14 protein-coding genes are annotated in these 16,915 nt (G+C 55.7%); 8 read left to right on the top strand and 6 right to left on the bottom strand.

The features are described 5' to 3' along the window. Nucleotides 1–308: 308 nt before the first annotated feature. Entirely contained in the window at nucleotides 309–1,748 is a 1,440-nt protein-coding gene (gene dnaA, locus D3791_RS08310; protein WP_022874495.1) for a chromosomal replication initiator protein DnaA, read from the bottom strand. A gap of 517 nt (nucleotides 1,749–2,265) precedes the next feature. Between dnaA and rpmH the strand changes: the two genes are divergently transcribed. The 8 genes from rpmH (at nucleotide 2,266) to D3791_RS08270 (ending at nucleotide 7,898) form a co-directional block, all read left to right on the top strand. Further along, nucleotides 2,266–2,403 carry a 50S ribosomal protein L34 gene (gene rpmH / locus D3791_RS08305; protein WP_081638039.1) on the top strand — a complete coding sequence of 46 codons (138 nt, stop codon included), beginning with the start codon at nucleotides 2,266–2,268 and terminating at the stop codon, nucleotides 2,401–2,403. Nucleotides 2,404–2,467: 64 nt separating this feature from the next. Further along, nucleotides 2,468–2,821 (top strand): ribonuclease P protein component, encoded by a 354-nt coding sequence (gene rnpA / locus D3791_RS08300; protein ID WP_081638040.1) that lies wholly within the window; start codon nucleotides 2,468–2,470, stop codon nucleotides 2,819–2,821. Then, nucleotides 2,821–3,198: a membrane protein insertion efficiency factor YidD gene (yidD, locus tag D3791_RS08295; RefSeq protein WP_022874497.1), complete on the top strand. Its 378-nt coding sequence runs from the start codon at nucleotides 2,821–2,823 to the stop codon at nucleotides 3,196–3,198. Before rnpA ends, yidD begins: the two co-directional genes overlap by 1 nt. Beyond that, nucleotides 3,198–4,172 carry a membrane protein insertase YidC gene (yidC, locus tag D3791_RS08290; protein ID WP_022874498.1) on the top strand — a complete coding sequence of 325 codons (975 nt, stop codon included), beginning with the start codon at nucleotides 3,198–3,200 and terminating at the stop codon, nucleotides 4,170–4,172. The genes yidD and yidC overlap by 1 nt, the downstream gene beginning before the upstream one ends. 2 nt (nucleotides 4,173–4,174) lie before the next feature. Next, nucleotides 4,175–4,702 (top strand): Jag family protein, encoded by a 528-nt coding sequence (locus D3791_RS08285; RefSeq protein WP_022874499.1) that lies wholly within the window; start codon nucleotides 4,175–4,177, stop codon nucleotides 4,700–4,702. Between the two features lie 46 nt (nucleotides 4,703–4,748). Then, on the top strand, nucleotides 4,749–5,390 hold the full coding sequence (rsmG, locus tag D3791_RS08280) for a 16S rRNA (guanine(527)-N(7))-methyltransferase RsmG (protein WP_022874500.1): 642 nt from the start codon (nucleotides 4,749–4,751) through the stop codon (nucleotides 5,388–5,390). Nucleotides 5,391–5,530: 140 nt separating this feature from the next. Continuing rightward, on the top strand, nucleotides 5,531–6,490 hold the full coding sequence (locus D3791_RS08275) for a ParA family protein (RefSeq protein WP_425483160.1): 960 nt from the start codon (nucleotides 5,531–5,533) through the stop codon (nucleotides 6,488–6,490). A gap of 193 nt (nucleotides 6,491–6,683) precedes the next feature. Beyond that, nucleotides 6,684–7,898: a ParB/RepB/Spo0J family partition protein gene (locus D3791_RS08270; RefSeq protein WP_172511887.1), complete on the top strand. Its 1,215-nt coding sequence runs from the start codon at nucleotides 6,684–6,686 to the stop codon at nucleotides 7,896–7,898. 3,484 nt (nucleotides 7,899–11,382) lie between these two features. Here the strand turns inward: D3791_RS08270 and trxA are convergent. The 5 genes from trxA to D3791_RS08245 form a co-directional block, all read right to left on the bottom strand. After that, the gene (trxA, locus tag D3791_RS08265) at nucleotides 11,383–11,706 is read right to left on the bottom strand and encodes a thioredoxin (RefSeq protein WP_061955595.1); all 324 of its coding nucleotides are present in this window, start codon (nucleotides 11,704–11,706) and stop codon (nucleotides 11,383–11,385) included. Between the two features lie 29 nt (nucleotides 11,707–11,735). Beyond that, nucleotides 11,736–12,701, bottom strand: coding sequence for a thioredoxin-disulfide reductase (gene trxB / locus D3791_RS08260; protein WP_022874504.1), 966 nt, complete (start codon nucleotides 12,699–12,701; stop codon nucleotides 11,736–11,738). A 100-nt stretch (nucleotides 12,702–12,801) separates the two neighbouring features. Next, nucleotides 12,802–14,418, bottom strand: coding sequence for a hypothetical protein (locus D3791_RS08255; protein ID WP_172511886.1), 1,617 nt, complete (start codon nucleotides 14,416–14,418; stop codon nucleotides 12,802–12,804). Between the two features lie 125 nt (nucleotides 14,419–14,543). Continuing rightward, complete coding sequence (murJ, locus tag D3791_RS08250; RefSeq protein WP_246242462.1) at nucleotides 14,544–16,304, bottom strand: murein biosynthesis integral membrane protein MurJ; 1,761 nt, start codon at nucleotides 16,302–16,304, stop codon at nucleotides 14,544–14,546. After that, nucleotides 16,288–16,827: an NUDIX domain-containing protein gene (locus D3791_RS08245; protein WP_022874507.1), complete on the bottom strand. Its 540-nt coding sequence runs from the start codon at nucleotides 16,825–16,827 to the stop codon at nucleotides 16,288–16,290. Before D3791_RS08245 ends, murJ begins: the two co-directional genes overlap by 17 nt. Nucleotides 16,828–16,915: the final 88 nt, after the last annotated feature.

Here is a 16,915-nt window from a genome sequence, read left to right as displayed (position 1 = left end):
AGAGCTGCGGAGGAAAGGATTTGAACAGGTTTGGCTCGAGGGTCAGGAGTGGACTCGTTATTTGGATGAATAAGTGTTTAAAGGAGGAGTGTTAATAACCCTTGTTGATACTGTGGATAAGCCCTAAATCATCAGACCTGACGGCAATTGTGCATGTGAACAATCTGTGGTTGAAACTGACACCGAGTTCCAATGTCTTGTTGAAACTCAGTTCCACGATTTTTAACGTCCACACGGTTAGCTACCTTTATCCGCAGGTAGTCACCAGATCGTCCACAGATTTATCCACACCTGTGGTTTCTTGTTATTTAGTGCTCCCGCTGGCTCTGCTTGATGCGGTTGGTTAGCTCGGTGACTTGGTTAAAGATCGCTCGACGTTCCGCCATGAGCTCACGGATCTTGCGATCTGCGTGAATCACGGTGGTGTGGTCGCGTCCACCGAGCTCGGCACCGATCTTCGGCAGCGACATGTCGGTAAGCTCACGCAAAAGGTACATGGCAATCTGGCGAGCAGTGACCAGAGTTCGGGTTCGCGACTTGCTGTTCAGCTCATCGATGGACAGCCCGAAGTACTCAGCAGTCTGTTTGATGATTGTCGACGGAGTGATCTCCTGGGCGCCGTCCTCGCTGATCAAGTCCTTGAGTACGGTTTCGGCCAGGGCCAGATCAACCGGCTGATTATTCAGGGAAGCGAACGCGGTGACTCGGATCAAAGCGCCTTCGAGTTCACGGATGTTGGTGGAGATGCGTGAAGCGATGTATTCCATGACGTCGCCTGGCGCCGAGAGATTTTCCGCATCGGCCTTCTTGCGCAGAATGGCGATACGTGTTTCGAGTTCTGGTGGCTGGATATCGGTGAGCAGGCCCCACTCGAAGCGGGAACGCATACGGTCCTCAAAGCCTTGCAGCTGCTTCGGAGGAAGATCCGAAGTGATCACAACCTGCTTGTTGTGGTTGTGCAGCGCGTTGAAGGTATGGAAAAACTCTTCCTGGGTCGCGTCCTTGTTCGCCAAGAACTGGATATCGTCAATGAGCAGGATATCGACGTTGCGATAGGTCTGCTTGAAGCTGGCGCCCTCGTCATCACGGATGGAGTTGATGAAGTCGTTGGTGAATTCTTCAGAGTTGACGTAGCGGACGCGGATGCCTTTGTAGAGGTGCCGCGCGTAGTGGCCGATGGCATGGAGCAAGTGGGTCTTGCCCAGCCCGGAATCACCATAGATGAATAGCGGGTTATACGCCTTGGCAGGTGCTTCAGCGACAGCGACGGCGGCCGCGTGGGCGAAACGGTTCGATGAGCCAATCACGAACGTATCGAAAATGTACTTCGGATTCAGTCGTCCGAATTCTTGGGAATTCGACGGGGGAGTAGGCTGCGGAGCCGGCTGCGGCCGTGGGCCGGGAGTTTCGGTTACCGCAGGGGCCGCCGCAGGTGCTGGTGCGCTGGCCTCGGGAACTTCTTCATCCATTTCGTCCGAGAGCGACAGATCGACACTCACCGCACAACGAATGTCATCCTGGAATACTTCGCGCAACGCTTCATCCAGCGGTTCACGCAGCTGGGTCTGCAAAATGTCGCGGGTCAGGTCGTTAGGGACTGCCACGAGCAGGGTCGTACCGATCAGCCCTTGAGGCTTGGCCAACGACACGAAGGCACGGTAGCGCGCTTTGACTCGATCATCGTCCTCGATCTTGCGAATGACCTGACGCCAGGAGCTACCAATGCTATTGGTCTCGTCGCTGCTCACTAAGGGCGCCCCACTCTCGTCAAAAATGCAATGTTGGTCACACGAAACCTGTTTTCAAGGCTCGAAAACGCCGTTTTTTGGACGACGTCTCCATTGATTCTATCCACCATCCACACAGTTATGCACAGCTTGGTGGAAAAAGTTGGCCCTAAAGGTGTGGAAAACGGGTTTTCCCTTGAAAATGTGCGTTTTAAGCTGGGAGATGACTAGCGGTTTCTTGTAAATATGTGAACTTTCTTTCCTTCTGGAAGGAAGTAATCCACAAGTTTGAGGTAGATTATTCACAGGCCAACTCTTCTGTTCGCAGTCGTTGGCAGTACTTCCGCGCCAATTTGACCTATGGCGCGCATTTTTCTATTGTTATTCAGTCCTGTGTGCTTCATTTTGCGACTTGCTCATTTTCGAAGAGCCCGCAAATAACGCACATATTATAAAAAGTACGAGCGTCAACCTGTTGTTATCGAGCTAGCTAGTCAACGGGAAGAACGCATCATCTAGATCGTCTTGGAGTGTCACCGTGAGCAAGCGGACTTTTCAGCCTAACAACCGTCGTCGTTCGAAGAAGCACGGTTTCCGTCTTCGTATGCGTACCCGTGCAGGTCGTGCCATCCTTTCGGCACGTCGCGGCAAGGGCCGTTCCGAACTCTCAGCATAAATTTGCTAATCAGCTGTTGGCTTCATGATTTCAACGAGCTCAACTAAAGAGCTGGTCAAAAAACATGTTGCCAAAGAATCAGCGACTGCGCCTAGCGCAGGATCTTACAGCCACAGTACGTTCCGGCGTCCGAAGCGGACGCCGGAACGTCGTGCTATATGCACGCCGTCGCCACACCGATGAGTTTGCCGGGGACCGGTTTGGATTCATAGTTTCCAAGGCTGTAGGTATCGCCGTTAAAAGGAACCTCGCTAAACGACGAATGCGAGAAATCGCCCACGAGCTTCGGCGCGTGGATGGCGATGTCGACATTGTCGTGCGGGCGCTTCCAGGCGCCGCGGAACTTTCGTGGGAAGAACTTCGTTCCCAGATAAACGCATCATTTTCAGCTGCGTTACGGAAGCTCGAGGATCGCTGATGCGTAAGGACTCTGCTCCCCGGACCGGTGTTTTGTGGTTCATCATCGACATTCCACGCAACATAGTTATCGGGTTGCTCAAGATTTACCGAAAAATCATCTCGCCGCTTTATGGCGATGTATGCCGATACTTTCCTAGCTGTTCTGCCTATGGGCTCGAAGCAGTGACTCAGCACGGTGTTATTAAGGGTGCCGGACTGACCACTTGGCGTATCCTTCGGTGCAATCCGTGGTCTCACGGAGGCGTCGATCATGTTCCCGAGGGACCAAGGATTTGGCCAGAAGGCAAACTGCCGAGGATCATAGTTCTGAATCATCCTGTGATTCCCGACGATGAAGACGCCGCGGATAGCGGCCGCAAGGAGCTCGACCACTGATGAACAACTTCCTAGACACGATATTGACTCCGTTTACATATGCGGTGTCGTGGGTTTTGTGGGCTTTCCACGAACTGTTCACCCGGATTGGGATGGATGAAGGGTCAGGCGTTACCTGGACCCTGTCGATCATCTTCCTTGTGCTGCTGATCCGTACCCTGCTGATTCCGGTCTTCGTCAAGCAGATCAAGTCGCAGCGCGCCATGCAGGCACTTCAGCCCGACCTTCGCAAGCTGCAGGCTAAGTACAAAGGCAAGACCGACCAGATGTCGCGTCAGGCTATGGTTCAGGAGCAGCAGGAGCTGTTCAAGAAGCATAAGACCAACCCTCTGTCTTCATGCCTTCCGCTGCTGATCCAGATGCCGTTCTTCTTTGCGCTGTTCCGCGTATTGAACAACGCATCCCACGCCAGCGAGAACGGCCAGTCCGTTGGTGCGTTGTCCGTAGAGAACATTCGCAGCTTCGATAATGCGCAGATCTTCGGCGCTCCGCTGTCCGAGACCTTCCTCGGAACCATTAACTCTGGCTCAATGAATTGGGCCGTCATCATCGTTGCCGTGGTCATGATCCTGGCGATGACTGCATCACAGTTCTTCACCCAACGCCAGCTGATGACCAAGAACATGAGCAAGGAAGCCCTCGAGGGCCCGTTCATGCAGCAGCAGAAGATGATGCTGTACATCCTGCCTTTGGTCTTCGGCATCGGTGGCATCAACTTCCCAGTTGGTGTTCTGATTTACTGGACCGCAACCAACCTGTGGACTTTGGGCCAGCAATTCTGGGTTATCCGCAACAACCCAACCCCAGGTTCGGAAGCAGAGCGTGAGCTGAATGCTCGCCGTGCAGCCAAGGGCCTGCCTCCTGTAGGCGTCAAGAAGGAAGATGCAGCTGCCGCTGCAGAAGAAGCCGCAAAGCAGGCTGCCAAGGGCCAGCGCGAACAGCCAAAGCGTAATAACCGCCGGAAGAAGAAGTAGCGATGACTGCAACTGAGAATATCGACGCACCCGAGCTTGAAGCTCAGATCGACGATGAGCAAGAGGTACTAGACGAGGGCGAAGTCGCTGCAGACTACCTTGAAGAGCTTCTTGATATTGCCGATCTCGACGGCGACATCGACATCGAAATCCGCGGTGGACGCACCTACATCTCCATCGTGACCGAGGATGAAAACACCTCCTTGGATAGCCTGGTGGGCGAGAACGGTGAGATCCTGGACGCGCTTCAGGAGCTGACCCGACTGGCAGTCCTTACTGCCACCGGTGAGCGTTCACGCTTGATCCTGGACATCGCAGGCTACCGCGCAGACCGTGCCGAGCAGCTCAAAAAGCTGGCCGAGGACGCCATTGCCAGTGCCCGCGAGACCGGTGAAAAAGTCCATTTGGAACCAATGAGCGCCTACGAGCGCAAGCTCGTGCACGACGTGATCGCCGAAGCAGGACTGCATTCGGAATCCGAAGGCGAATCAACTCGACGCCATATCGTTATCTCGGTAGTGGACAGCTAAGCAACAATACGCAGCCGCGTGCTGATCGACCTAAAGGACCAAGACCATGACTGAGGATCTCAGCCTTACTGCAGAAGAGACCCTGGCCGCCGAGAAGATCTTCGGTGACCGCCTGGATCTAGCCAAGCGCTACGTTCAGCATCTGGCTACCTCAGGCATTGAACGCGGGCTGCTCGGTCCTCGTGAAGTTCCACGCTTGTGGTCGCGTCACGTGCTCAACTGCGCGGTCATCGAGTCTGTCATGGAGCGTGACGTCGAGGTAGCCGACGTAGGCTCTGGAGCGGGCCTGCCAGGCCTCTGCCTGGCCATCGCGCGTCCGGATCTGAAGCTCACCCTTATCGAGCCCTTGGAACGCCGCTGCATCTGGCTCTCCGAGGTTATCGATGACCTCGGCTTGGATAACGTGACCGTCATGCGCGGACGCGCGGAGCAGATGGTCGATGCCGTAAATGCTCGCTACGTCACCGCACGCGCTGTATCGGCATTGACCAACCTGGCTGGCCTTACCATCCCACTGCTGCACGGTCAGGGCGAGCTTATCGCCATCAAGGGCCGTTCGGCTGCTGAAGAGATCGACAAGGCCTCGAAGGCCATTCGCAAGCTCGGGGGCAAAGAAACTGAAGTCTTGACTGTCGGTGAAGATTTCCTCGCGGAGCCTACTACGGTGGTTCGCATTAAGGTTGGCTAGCACAACGCGATAGTCTGTTAAATAGTTCTGGGTTTGCCGGCGACTTCATTTTGCAGAGATCTGCCGATCGAAGTCGCTTGGCAAACCTAATAACTTGTTTTGAATGTTTCACGTGAAACATTGTCGGTGAAGCCATCAATATGGGTTTCACTAATTCACGAGGAGGAGTTTTACCTGTGTCCAAGACTAAGAGCTCGTCGGATAGTGCTTTTGACTTCAGTGACTCGTCCTCGCCACTGGCTACGCAGATAGCTAGCGAACATCGTCGTCGCGAAGCTTTGGAGGCCCGAACGGTGCCAGCTCCCGAGAAGACCCGCTATTTCACAATTTCAAACCAAAAGGGTGGCGTCGGTAAGACGACCACCACCGTCAACTTGGCAGCCGCGCTGGCCAAGGGCGGCTTGAACGTTTTGGTTATCGATATTGATCCGCAGGGCAATGCATCTACTGCTTTGGGCATTGAGCATCATTCCGAAGTCGATAGCATCTACGACGTGCTTATCAACGATCTTCCGTTGTCTGATGTTGTTGCAACTTGCCCAGACCTGCCAACGCTCCAGGTTGCGCCGGCTACCATCCACCTGGCTGGTGCCGAGATCGAACTTGTCTCTCTGGTGGCTCGTGAGCAGCGACTGCAGCGTGCACTTGATGATTATGCGCGTACACGCCAGTGCGAAGGTCTGCCACGTCTGGACTACGTTTTCATCGACTGCCCACCAAGCCTTGGCCTTCTCACCGTCAATGCCTTTGTCGCAGCCCGTGAGGTTCTGATTCCGATTCAGTGTGAGTACTACGCCCTCGAGGGCTTGAGCCAACTCCTGAAGAATATCGAGATGATTCAGAAGCACCTGAACTCAAAGCTTACGGTTTCCACAATCCTGCTGACGATGTACGACGGACGGACCAAGCTGGCAGCCCAGGTCGCAAATGAGGTACGTGAGCACTTCCCTGAGCAGGTGCTCAACGCTGTCATTCCTCGATCGGTACGCATCTCTGAAGCTCCAAGTTACCAGCAGACTGTGATTACCTATGATCCGAACTCGACCGGAGCTCTTTCATACACTGAAGCAGCCTATGAAATGGCCGAACGCGGAGCATAGCTTCAGTTTGTTGAATCCCAGCGAATCAAAGACTTTCTACATGTGGAAATCTTTGTTTTATTCGGAATGATTCAACTTTTACTCAGGGTGAGCAACACCGATGCTATCTTTCCCTGCGCATCCCCGGTTCGATGTCTTAAAACAGTAGACTAGTCTCGGGCTGAATGTTCGGACGAAAGGGCGTGCAATTAACATGGCAGAGAAGAAGCGTGGGCTAGGCCGGGGGCTGGGTGCTCTGATCTCGAGTTCACCGGTTACCGAGGCAGCAGAAGATACTGTCGATGTTTCACGTGAAACAGCTAAGCCAGAAGTTAAGCAAAGTACCTCAAAGCCTAAAGCTGCCCGACCTGTGGACATGTTCTTCGAACCAGGGCGTAAGTCCGCAGCACCGAAGCCAGCTGCGTCCACAAGCAAGTCGACGAAGCGTCCTCGAGCAACAATGCCCGGCCTCAATACAACCCTTGGCTCAAAGCCTGCAGTAGAGGATAAGCCAGAAACCAAGCCGACTGAGCCAGTTAAACCTGCCAAGAGTTCAACGCCTCAGGACAGTAAAGCTACCTCAGAGACTGATAACGCAACGGGTTTGGTAGAAGTACCCGGTGCGCAGTTCGCCGAGCTTGACGTCAAGCTGATTCATCCGAACCGGAAGCAGCCACGTACCAATTTCGACCAGGAGCATATGGATGAACTCATCCACTCCATTCGAGAAATTGGATTGCTGCAGCCAATTGTTGTTCGGCCATCACGCGAGGCCGATGATGCACCATATGAACTCGTCATGGGTGAACGTCGTTGGCGCGCGACCCAGGCCGCTGGTCTCGAAACGATCCCTGCGATCATTCGCGATACGCAGGATACCGACCTTCTGCGTGATGCTCTTCTTGAGAATCTGCACCGCTCGCAGCTGAACCCACTCGAAGAAGCAGCCGCTTATCAGCAGCTTCTTGAAGAATTCAACTGTACTCAAGAGGTACTTTCCGACCGGATCGGCCGTTCAAGGTCTCAAATCTCGAATACGATTCGTCTCATGAAGCTCCCACCTCTGGTGCAGCGTCGTGTCGCGGCCGGTGTTCTATCGGCAGGACACGCTCGAGCTCTGTTGGGACTGTCTAATAACGAAGCTATCGAGCAGTTGGCTCAGCGAATCATTAATGAAGGACTTTCAGTACGCGCGACCGAAGAGGCCGTAGCTCTTAGCGACGATAAGCCGAAGAAGCCCGCAAAGAAGACCAGAGAGACTCAACGAAATGAGAGACTCGACTTCCTGGCGACATCTTTGGCAGATCGCTTGGATACGAATGTAAAGATTCAGCTTGGTTCCCGAAAGGGCAAAGTAAGCATCGAGTTCGCTTCCGTTGAGGACCTCAACAGGATCATGCAGGTCATTGATCCCAATATGATGCAGTAAGGGATCTTTCAAAATGGCGCATGTTTCACGTGAAACATGCGCCATTTTTGCATTCTCAGATGTTTCACGTGCAACCAGAGTGTGCATTCCACATTAGTTTCGGCGTATCGAATACTTGCGAGTTCCCCATTCAAACGAAGGAACGGATGTCGGGTAGCTGACCTGAGTCGAGGTATCGCTTCAAGACAGATGAATCTGGACCACAAGGTAGGCCCATAACCCTGCGATTCTGGGAGATTGGGTAGAGCCTCAGTAATCGTCAGTTGACGCGTGGTCTACAGAAGGAACATCGCAGCCGATATCGAAATCGGTTCTGAACCCCGGATTGCCACCACATGGTGCCGCGATCTTCTTCAGAGCATCTGGTTCAAAGAAGGCCCAGGTACATGTTTCACGTGAAACCCTGCATTACGGGCGTAAGGGGAGTCGAAATGAGTGGATACAGCAGCGACTACTGAAGACTGTCAACAGCCTTCGATGCTTTCAAATTGCAGTCTGAGGTAAGAGGAGTCAACGCCGGTAAATCGCTACTGGTACACAACATGACGTTCGGGACCTGTTCCTAGATCAGATGACTGGCAACGGACAAAAGTAGATAGATTAGGAAGTAGGCATATCCGCTGGCTGGGCAGTCGGCAGTTTCGGGCATTGGACGCGCATCTGAGATGTCGCCGGCGTTAATCAGTCGCCTGTAGTACAGGAATCAAAGCTCTGGATTGCGGCGCAACTGAAAGTGGCAGAAGAGCATCGAACGAATAGCGGCGGTTTCGAGTTCAAGTATCAAAACGCGGATGTAGATAATCGAGAGCCGGAGATGTACACATCGCCAGGTCTGGATATCTATGACTCCTACGTGGATTCCTGGTCGCTACCTTCTTGTGGCAGCTACTTCATGTGATGGGGCATGCGTCATTTTGGAAACAGGAGGGCCTTCGTTGAAGCGGGGAGTTCCTTGTGGCGGCGTAGCGCTCACCAATGACTTCAGCTCCTCAGATATCGATGTTTTTAGAGCTGGCCTAGTTTATCGAACTCTATAGGCTACTAGATGGTTCTACCTGCAATCCAGGAGGACATTCATTGAGTCGTGTTGAATCCGCTTACCGTGTACATCAAAATACTGGTAGTTTCTGCCCATCGATCGCGGGGATGCCCTCAACACTGCGCTTGGCGTTCAGGTGGTAGTCTCATCGCACCTTTGTGCTAAGACGCCGGCTGTATTCACTGAGGTTGATTGCGCCCGTCGTGCAGAGCACCGACAGCGACGCATGACCAACAGGCCGGTGCGGCACGATAGGGGAGGGGGTTTGGGTTGCACTCTTTGATTCGTAATGAGGCCTGACCTAGGTGTGCCATCCTAGAGCTAAGACGAATATCTTGGTCCGATGTATGATCACCACGGTATTGCAGCGGTTGCGCATGTTTCACGTGAAACAGTTACCGGGTGGAGCGACGAGATTTATTCGTTAGTGCGATGAAAACTCATAATTTCACGTGAAACAAGCATCTACAGTCAAGAATCAAATGTGCTTCAGTGGATAAGGCAGCTTAGCTTACGAAGAAGCCATAGACCGAACGCCGTTAGAGGCACCAAAGTCGTCAGTGTCCAAGGTGCTCCATCGATGACATGTGTTCTGTACACCTGGGACATGGAAACGCGTGGCGATAATAGCTACCAGAGCCAGGCTTCTCGAGAATGAAAAGGCGTCAGCAATTAGAGTGTTGTGCCATCGGGTTCAGCGGGGGAGTGATCCCGCCACAGCCGCCATGCAGGCGCTGTAACTCTCACATAGTTCAAGAGAGGCTAAAACGCTGCGATTGGCAGGAAGTCCGCGAAGTCGCATCTATATTAAGGCAACAGCGGTAGTTCGGTACAGTACTCGCTGCTACAGCATCCGGAACTAGCCGCCATAGTGGTCATATGGAAGTCAGCGGCAATATAGTCCCATGAATATAAGCGTCTACAGATAGGTAGCCCGGGCAGCGATGCTACTCTCGGGACGAGCAACCAAACTTGACCCTGAACGTGGATCTTCGAGGCGATGTAACGCCCCTGAAGCTATAAGGAGCGCTTAGGGACATCTGAGGCGCCATGAGATCCCACAGGGTCTCAAGGGCGCTCTCGGAGGCGGCTCAGCACCCCGAGAGCCTCCTGTAGCCCTCTGAGGGCGTGGCCAGGCCACTCTGAAGCCCTGTAGGCGGGCGTAGGGCTGTGTCGCTGGGCAAGAGACGGCACATAAAGTGTGGCGCGTAATAGAACAGTCTTGGACAACTATATGGCAATACGAGGCAGTCGCCTCAGCCTCAAGAGGACAATCCCTCGTGAGACATGCAGGTGGATGGACCCACAAGGTTGCGTAGGCTGTCAGCTGATTCGCGCGATGATTGAAGCCGACCCAGACCGCTGCCACTCCCGGAATGATTCTCCCGAATGGGTTATTGGAAGTGCTTAAGATCCGGACAACCAGCACGGATTTGCGGCCTGCATATGGGAGGTCGACCTAGTCGTAGGTTCGAAGTGGTTCAAAATGTATTGGCCCTCCAGTACGGAGAGAGGAATGAACAAACCACAAAGAATCTTGCGCCGGAATCCTCAGTCCGCGGTGCTGGGCAGAATAGATTCCTTAAGTCAGCATCAACCAACCGCTGGGAATCGTCGACGTTGGTATGCACTGTCCACGAACGGATTCGCATCTCAACATCGACTATCCGTCTGTGCTGCTCAGGCTGGAGCGGATCAGCCATCATAGGTGTGCTCGGTAAGGCTGAACATTCTCGGTGACGGTGTCGTGTGCTTAGCGGGCAATCGGGGAAGAGCTGGTGGGAATGTAATTTGCAATCGGTGGCGCCTACGAGCCAAATCTGTGAAATGTGGAAACGACTGTTGAGATTCAGATGGTCCCCGAGACTTCGCATGGCTAGCGTGTCTGGTTCGTGAGCACGCAAGATCCTCAGTAACCGGGACACGTATCGACTGAAACGACAACAGGTACGAGAGGCGATTTCGAAAGAGCAAGGGTGGAGCGAGAAAACATAGTCGGTTGCCGGCTCTAGATGATTGCAAATGAATGAGAACCGTAAGTGCTCGATTGCCTAGTGACAAGATCGCGAGTGCGGGGGAAGATTTCGTGGCGAACCCCGCTGGTGTCATCTGCGTCCCCAATGCTCTCAGCCATCAGCTCGACAACGCCTAGCGGGGCGAAAATAAACCCATCCCGATTAGAAATATGATTTGGCGGGTGCGGAATTGGCTTTCACGAGAGAGGTGCTGGCAATTCCAGGAAATGAGGGCAGTGTGTATGAGTACAATACTGATGAAAATACGAAAACAAGTTAAATAGTTTTCAAATGTGAATTCCTTCGTCAGGAAACCTCTGGATGTACCCTCACCGATACCCTGACCCCAGGTAGGGTTTGGGAATGCTTCCAGGGTTAGAAAAACGGGACCGGCCAGTGGCCGGTCCCGTTTTCGCTTCTGTATTAAGACTTACAGGTAATCTGCGAAGTCCTTCTCGATGACAGCCTTTGGCTTGGCACCGATCGAAGTGGCAACGTGCTCGCCACCCTTGAAGACGTAAACAGCTGGGATGCTGGTGATGCCGTACTTGGCGGCGATGCCCTGGTTCTCGTCAACGTTGACCTTGACGACGTCTACCTTGGCAGCGTGCTCTTCAGCGATCTGATCCAGAACTGGACCAAGCTGACGGCAAGGACCGCACCACTCTGCCCAGAAATCGACGATGACTGGCTTTTCGGCATCCAGAACTTCGCTCTGGAAGGTTGCTTCAGTTACTGCTTTTGCGTTGCTCATGAGAGACAACCCCTTTCTGAGAAATCTAATTAGACGGTTGTTACGGATTCGTTGACGTTAGCCAGGTAGTGCTCCACATCCTGTGCAGCGGCGCAGCCCGAAGCGGCTGCGGTGATTGCCTGGCGGTAGGTGGAATCGATGACGTCGCCGGCGGCGAATACGCCGGGCAGCGAAGTCTTCGAAGTACGTCCTTCGACGGCAATGGTGCCTTCGGAAGTCAGTTCAAGCTGATCCTTGACGAGATCTACACGTGGATCATTACCGATGGCTACGAAGATGCCGGTCACATCCAAGGTGCTCTCTTCGCCGTTGACGAGGTTCTTCAGGGCGATGCTCTGAACCTTGTCCTCGCCGTTGATGCCGACTACCTCGGAGTCCCACACGAAGTCGATCTTCTCGTGAGCCAGGGCGCGGTCGGCCATGATCTTCGATGCACGAAGCTCGCTGCGGCGGTGCACCACGGTGACTTTGGAAGCGAACTTGGTCAGGAACAGTGCTTCCTCCATAGCGGAGTCGCCACCGCCGATCACGGCAATGTTCTGCTCGCGGAAGAAGAAACCATCGCAGGTTGCGCACCAGGAGACGCCGTGGCCGGAGAGGCGCTTCTCGTCTTCCAGGCCCAGTTCGCGGTATGCGGAGCCGGTGGAGACGATCACGCTGCGGGCACGGAAGGTGGTGCCGTCGGCCAGCGAGAGGGTCTTGATCTCGCCTGTGAGGTCCATCGCAGTGACATCATCGAAGAGGATCTCAGCGCCGAAGCGCTCGGCCTGCTTCTGCATGTTGTCCATCAGGTCTGGGCCCATGATTCCCTCTGGGAACCCTGGGAAGTTTTCCACATCCGTGGTGTTCATCAGTTCGCCGCCAGCGGTGACCGAACCGGCGATGACCAGTGGTTTCAGGTTCGCACGCGCGGTGTAAATCGCAGCGGTATAACCCGACGGGCCGGAGCCGACGATGATTACGTCGCGGATTTCGTCGTTCTGTGCTGAAGTCACGGGGGTAGAACCCTTTCGTCCTAATAGTGCGAGGTGGATAGCGAGGCTTTACCTCACTATCCACCTCAACGTATGGCTTTGCTAAAAAATTCCGCTTCTATTACTTGGCGGAGAACTCACCGATTTGCAGGCCGTATGGGCGCGATTCGTTGCCGCCCGAAGCCTTGCGTGGCAGGTCAGTGACGTTCAGGAAGACATAGGAGCCTTCCATCGAATCCTTGTCGCCATCCTTCACGGTCACGGAGACCGACGGGCCGGAGAAGGAACCCTTGGCCACGGACTTGGCATCGCCCAGGTCATCGGAATCACCGACCAGGATTTCGTAGTCGCCACCAGTAGCGTTCAGGCCGTCCAGATTGACCTCGGAGATCGCGGACTTGTCTTCGAGCTCGAGGATGAAGACCATGTTCGAGGCGAAGCCACCGAAGTTGCTGGTGGTGTAGGTGTAGGTGTTGTAGGCGCTCGAGGCGTTGCCGTCGATCATGTTCGACAGGTTGCCATCGGTTTCGGCATTCAGCTGCTGATTGCCCGGCACCAAACGCGAGACGTCGGAGATTTCGGGCTTTGGCAGAGCCGGCTCGGTGGATTCTTTGGCCTGCTCGGACTCAGCAGGCTGTGAAGCTTCGGTCTGCTCGCCTGAACCGTCAGCGGTGGTGTCCTTGTCGCCGCCGAGGAAGTTGAACGCGAAGACCACGGCGAGAACCAGAACGATCAGCAGGACCGCGCCGACCAGCAGGCGGGTTCCCTTCGAGGTGTTCTCGTCCTCTTCCTTGTCCACAACAGGGGCCGCAGCGCCCTGTGCAGGGACGTTCTTGGCCGCAGCAGGGAAAGTCGAGGCCTTGGCACCACCGGCTGCTACAGCAGCTCCAGCCGCACCGGCTCCAGCCGCTGCTGCGCCGGCGGCAACAGCGCCTGCCTTCTTCTTGGCTGGCTTCTGCTCCTCTTGTGCAGGCTTCTTTTTCGGTTCAGCCTTGGAAGACTGTTCCTTGGCTCCCTGTTCAGGCTTGGACTTGGCTGGGGTGTCGCCCTTGGACTGGGCTGCAGCTGCCAGGGCCGCGGTGGCGGTGACGTTTGGCTCGTCATCTTCATCATCCAGGCGGGAAACCGCTGGCTGATCTTGAGTGGCCGGCTGCTCGGCAGGAGTCACGGGGGTTGCGGTGGTGGCAGGAACCTGCTCGTTAGGGGCAGTCTGGTCGAACTGCTGCCCTTCTGCCTGTTCGTGGTTCTTCTTGCCGAAGCGGTTCTTCAAGCCGGCCAGGCCGCTGGAGAACGCGGTGCCCAGCTTGTGCTGGTGCTCTGGCTCTTCATCCTCGTACTCGTAGGTTTCGGGTACGGCTTGGCGGGATTCGCCGAAGATCTCGGTGCCAAGGGTATCGGTGAAGAACGGCTCGACGTAGGGTGCGTCGTCGGATTCAAGGACGAGGTCCAAGAGGTCCGAGGAGCGGGCGACGTTGGCAACCAGATAGGTCTGGTTGGAGTCGGTGATGCCCAGATCCAGGACCTGGACGTTGGAGGCGCGCTCGCCCATGGCAATTTCACGGGCGCTGGCTGCAAGCTGCGAGGAATTCTCGCTCGATGCCACCATGATGCTCACGGATCGGTTCAGCACCTGGTCAATGCCGCCGAGTACCAAGTCACCTTCAGCTGATGAAAGGACAGTCTCAGTGACCTGGTAGCGGCCGCTGAGGACAGAGCCGACATCGATTGGCTGCGACACGTGCATCTCCAAGGGTTGATTGTTCTTCGGTAGCAGTACTCAGACCACCACCTGTCATGTTACCTGTCAGTGAACTCTAAATGGTGCCAATTTGCCCATAATCACTAGCAAGTTTCAGAGGATTTTCAGCGCTTGAATCCTGGGATCCGACGAAGGATCGGGCCGAGGAAGCCATCGAGCTCCGGGACCTTGGTTTTGTGCAGCAAACCGATGTAGACCACGCCCATGGTTCCGGCGACCAGAATGATCGAAATGATGGCGTTGATCAGCGAACTGTAGGCGAAGCCGAAGCTGAATCCGCCCAGCAGCCAGAGCACGAGGCTACCGACGGCACCGGCGATGGTCGCCATCCAGCCCACGCGGACGTAGGTATCGATCACCGAGGTGACGCCATAGCTGCCGTAGCGGCGCTTGACCAGGTAATGGGTGCCGATGCAGCCCAGCACGTTGGTCAGCCCGTAGATGAAGGCGATGGCCGCGGCGATGTGCATCGGATCGACCAGCGCGGCGGCGGAGAAGGCCAAGACCAGGCCCAGGGCCGCGGTGGCGGTCTGGATCAGCATCGGGGTGCGGGTATCTTCTTCGGCGTAGAACACGCGCAGCATGAAGAACTGCAGGGACTTGAATGGCAGGCCCAAAGACGTCAGCACCAGCAGCTGGCCCAGCGCACCGGCGGCCTGTGCGGCATTTTCGGATGAACCGGCAAAGAGGCGGCCCAAAGGTCCGGCGAGCACGATGAATACGATGGTGCAGAATACGATCGGGATCGCGGTGGATCGCATGCCGCGGTTCAGCAGCTGGCCGACATCGTTGACGCGCTTCTCGGCGAAGGCCCGGGCGAAGTCGTTGAACAGCACCGTGGCCACCGTCAAGGCGAACAGGGAGTGCGGCAGGACGGTGATCAGCTGCGAAGTGTTCAGCGCGTATTCGCCGGCCACCGAGGCGGCCTGCTCGGCTGGCATCTGGGCGCGTGCTGCGGTCGCCCCGGAGACGATCTTGGAGTACAGCAGCGAGGAGAGGTTGCCGATGACCATGGCGGCCAGGGTCCAGATCGCCAGCTTGCCCACGTGGCGCAGGCCCATGCCGCGCCAGCCGAAGTCGAGGGTGAGCTTGAGCCCGACCTTCTTCAGCGGCCAGAACAGCACCAGGGACTGCATCACGATGCCCAGGGTGGCTCCGCCGGCCAGCCACATGGTTTTCAGCGAGCTCCAGTCCTGCATCGGATCGCCCGAGGTATAGGCACCGAAGGTCACGATGAACGCGCCAATAACCACCAGCTGGATGATGTTGTTGATCGCCGGGGCCCACATGAAGGCGGCGAATCGGCCGTTGGCATTCAACACCTGGCCGAGCACCGCGTAGAGCCCGTAGAAGAAGATCTGCGGCAGCGACCAGTAGGCGAAAGCGGTGCCGAGCACGATCATCGGTTCAGACCAGTTATTGGTCAGCGCCGTGATCAGCGGCCGCGCGCCCAGGGTGAGGATCAGGGTCAGGATGCCCATCACCACCACGGTCAGCGAGATCAGCTTCGAGGTGTAGGAAGCCCCTCGGTCCTTGGCCTTGGAGGCCTTGATCAGCTGGGGAATGAGCACCACGTTGAACACGCCGCCGGCCAGCAGCATGTAGATGATCGTCGGGATGACGTTGGCTTTTTCAAAGATGTCGGCCACCGAGGTGACCGAGCCGATGGCCATGGCCAGCAGCGCGGTGCGGACGAATCCGAGCAGTCGCGATACGAGGGTGCCCGAGGCCATCAGGGCATAAATCTTGGAGCGGGACCTGCCTTGCTGATGATGCAGCTCCACAGGAGGTTCGGCGACTAAGTCCATGGCCCCGGTCATTGGCTGCTGATCGGAGCCGGCAGATGAATTAGGAACCTGAGTCATGCTTTGTTAGAACCTCGCGTGCCAGATCAGCGATCCGGCGCTCATTGGGGAAGGACAGGCGTTTGCCGAGGGAATCCAGGGGGACCCAGGCAACATCGACGGCTTCGTGATCGGGATCGTTCTCGATCGTCAAATGCCCGCCGGTAGCTTCCAGCAGGAAATGGTGCACGGTTTTGTGCACTCGGTAGTTTGTCACGGTGAACCAGTAGTCGACCGAACCCAGCGGCGCGAGGATGCGGCCGGCGATGCCGGTTTCCTCCTCGATTTCGCGGATCGCCGCTTCCTCATTGGATTCCACGCCCTCGGGATGCCCTTTGGGCAGGCACCATTCCAGGCGGCCGCCGCGGTTGTACCGGGCGATAATCGCTACCGGAAGCTGCGGGGCATTGAAGTCGATGACGATGCCGCCGGAAGAGACTTCTTCCACTGTTGGCAAGCTTGTATGACCGCCAGTTGCCTGCGCGCGAGCCATTGACGCAGTCAATGGAGTGCGCTTTGGGGCAGACGGGATCGGTCGGTTCATGAATCCACTCTATCGAGAAAGTAGCCGCGTTCGCTTTATCGACGTGGACAAGTAAGTTATCTCGCAAGCAAAATCAGCGCATTTTCAA

Source organism: Glutamicibacter mishrai, from assembly GCF_012221945.1.
Classification (GTDB): domain Bacteria; phylum Actinomycetota; class Actinomycetes; order Actinomycetales; family Micrococcaceae; genus Glutamicibacter; species Glutamicibacter mishrai.
This window is presented reverse-complemented; position numbering and strand designations above follow the sequence as displayed.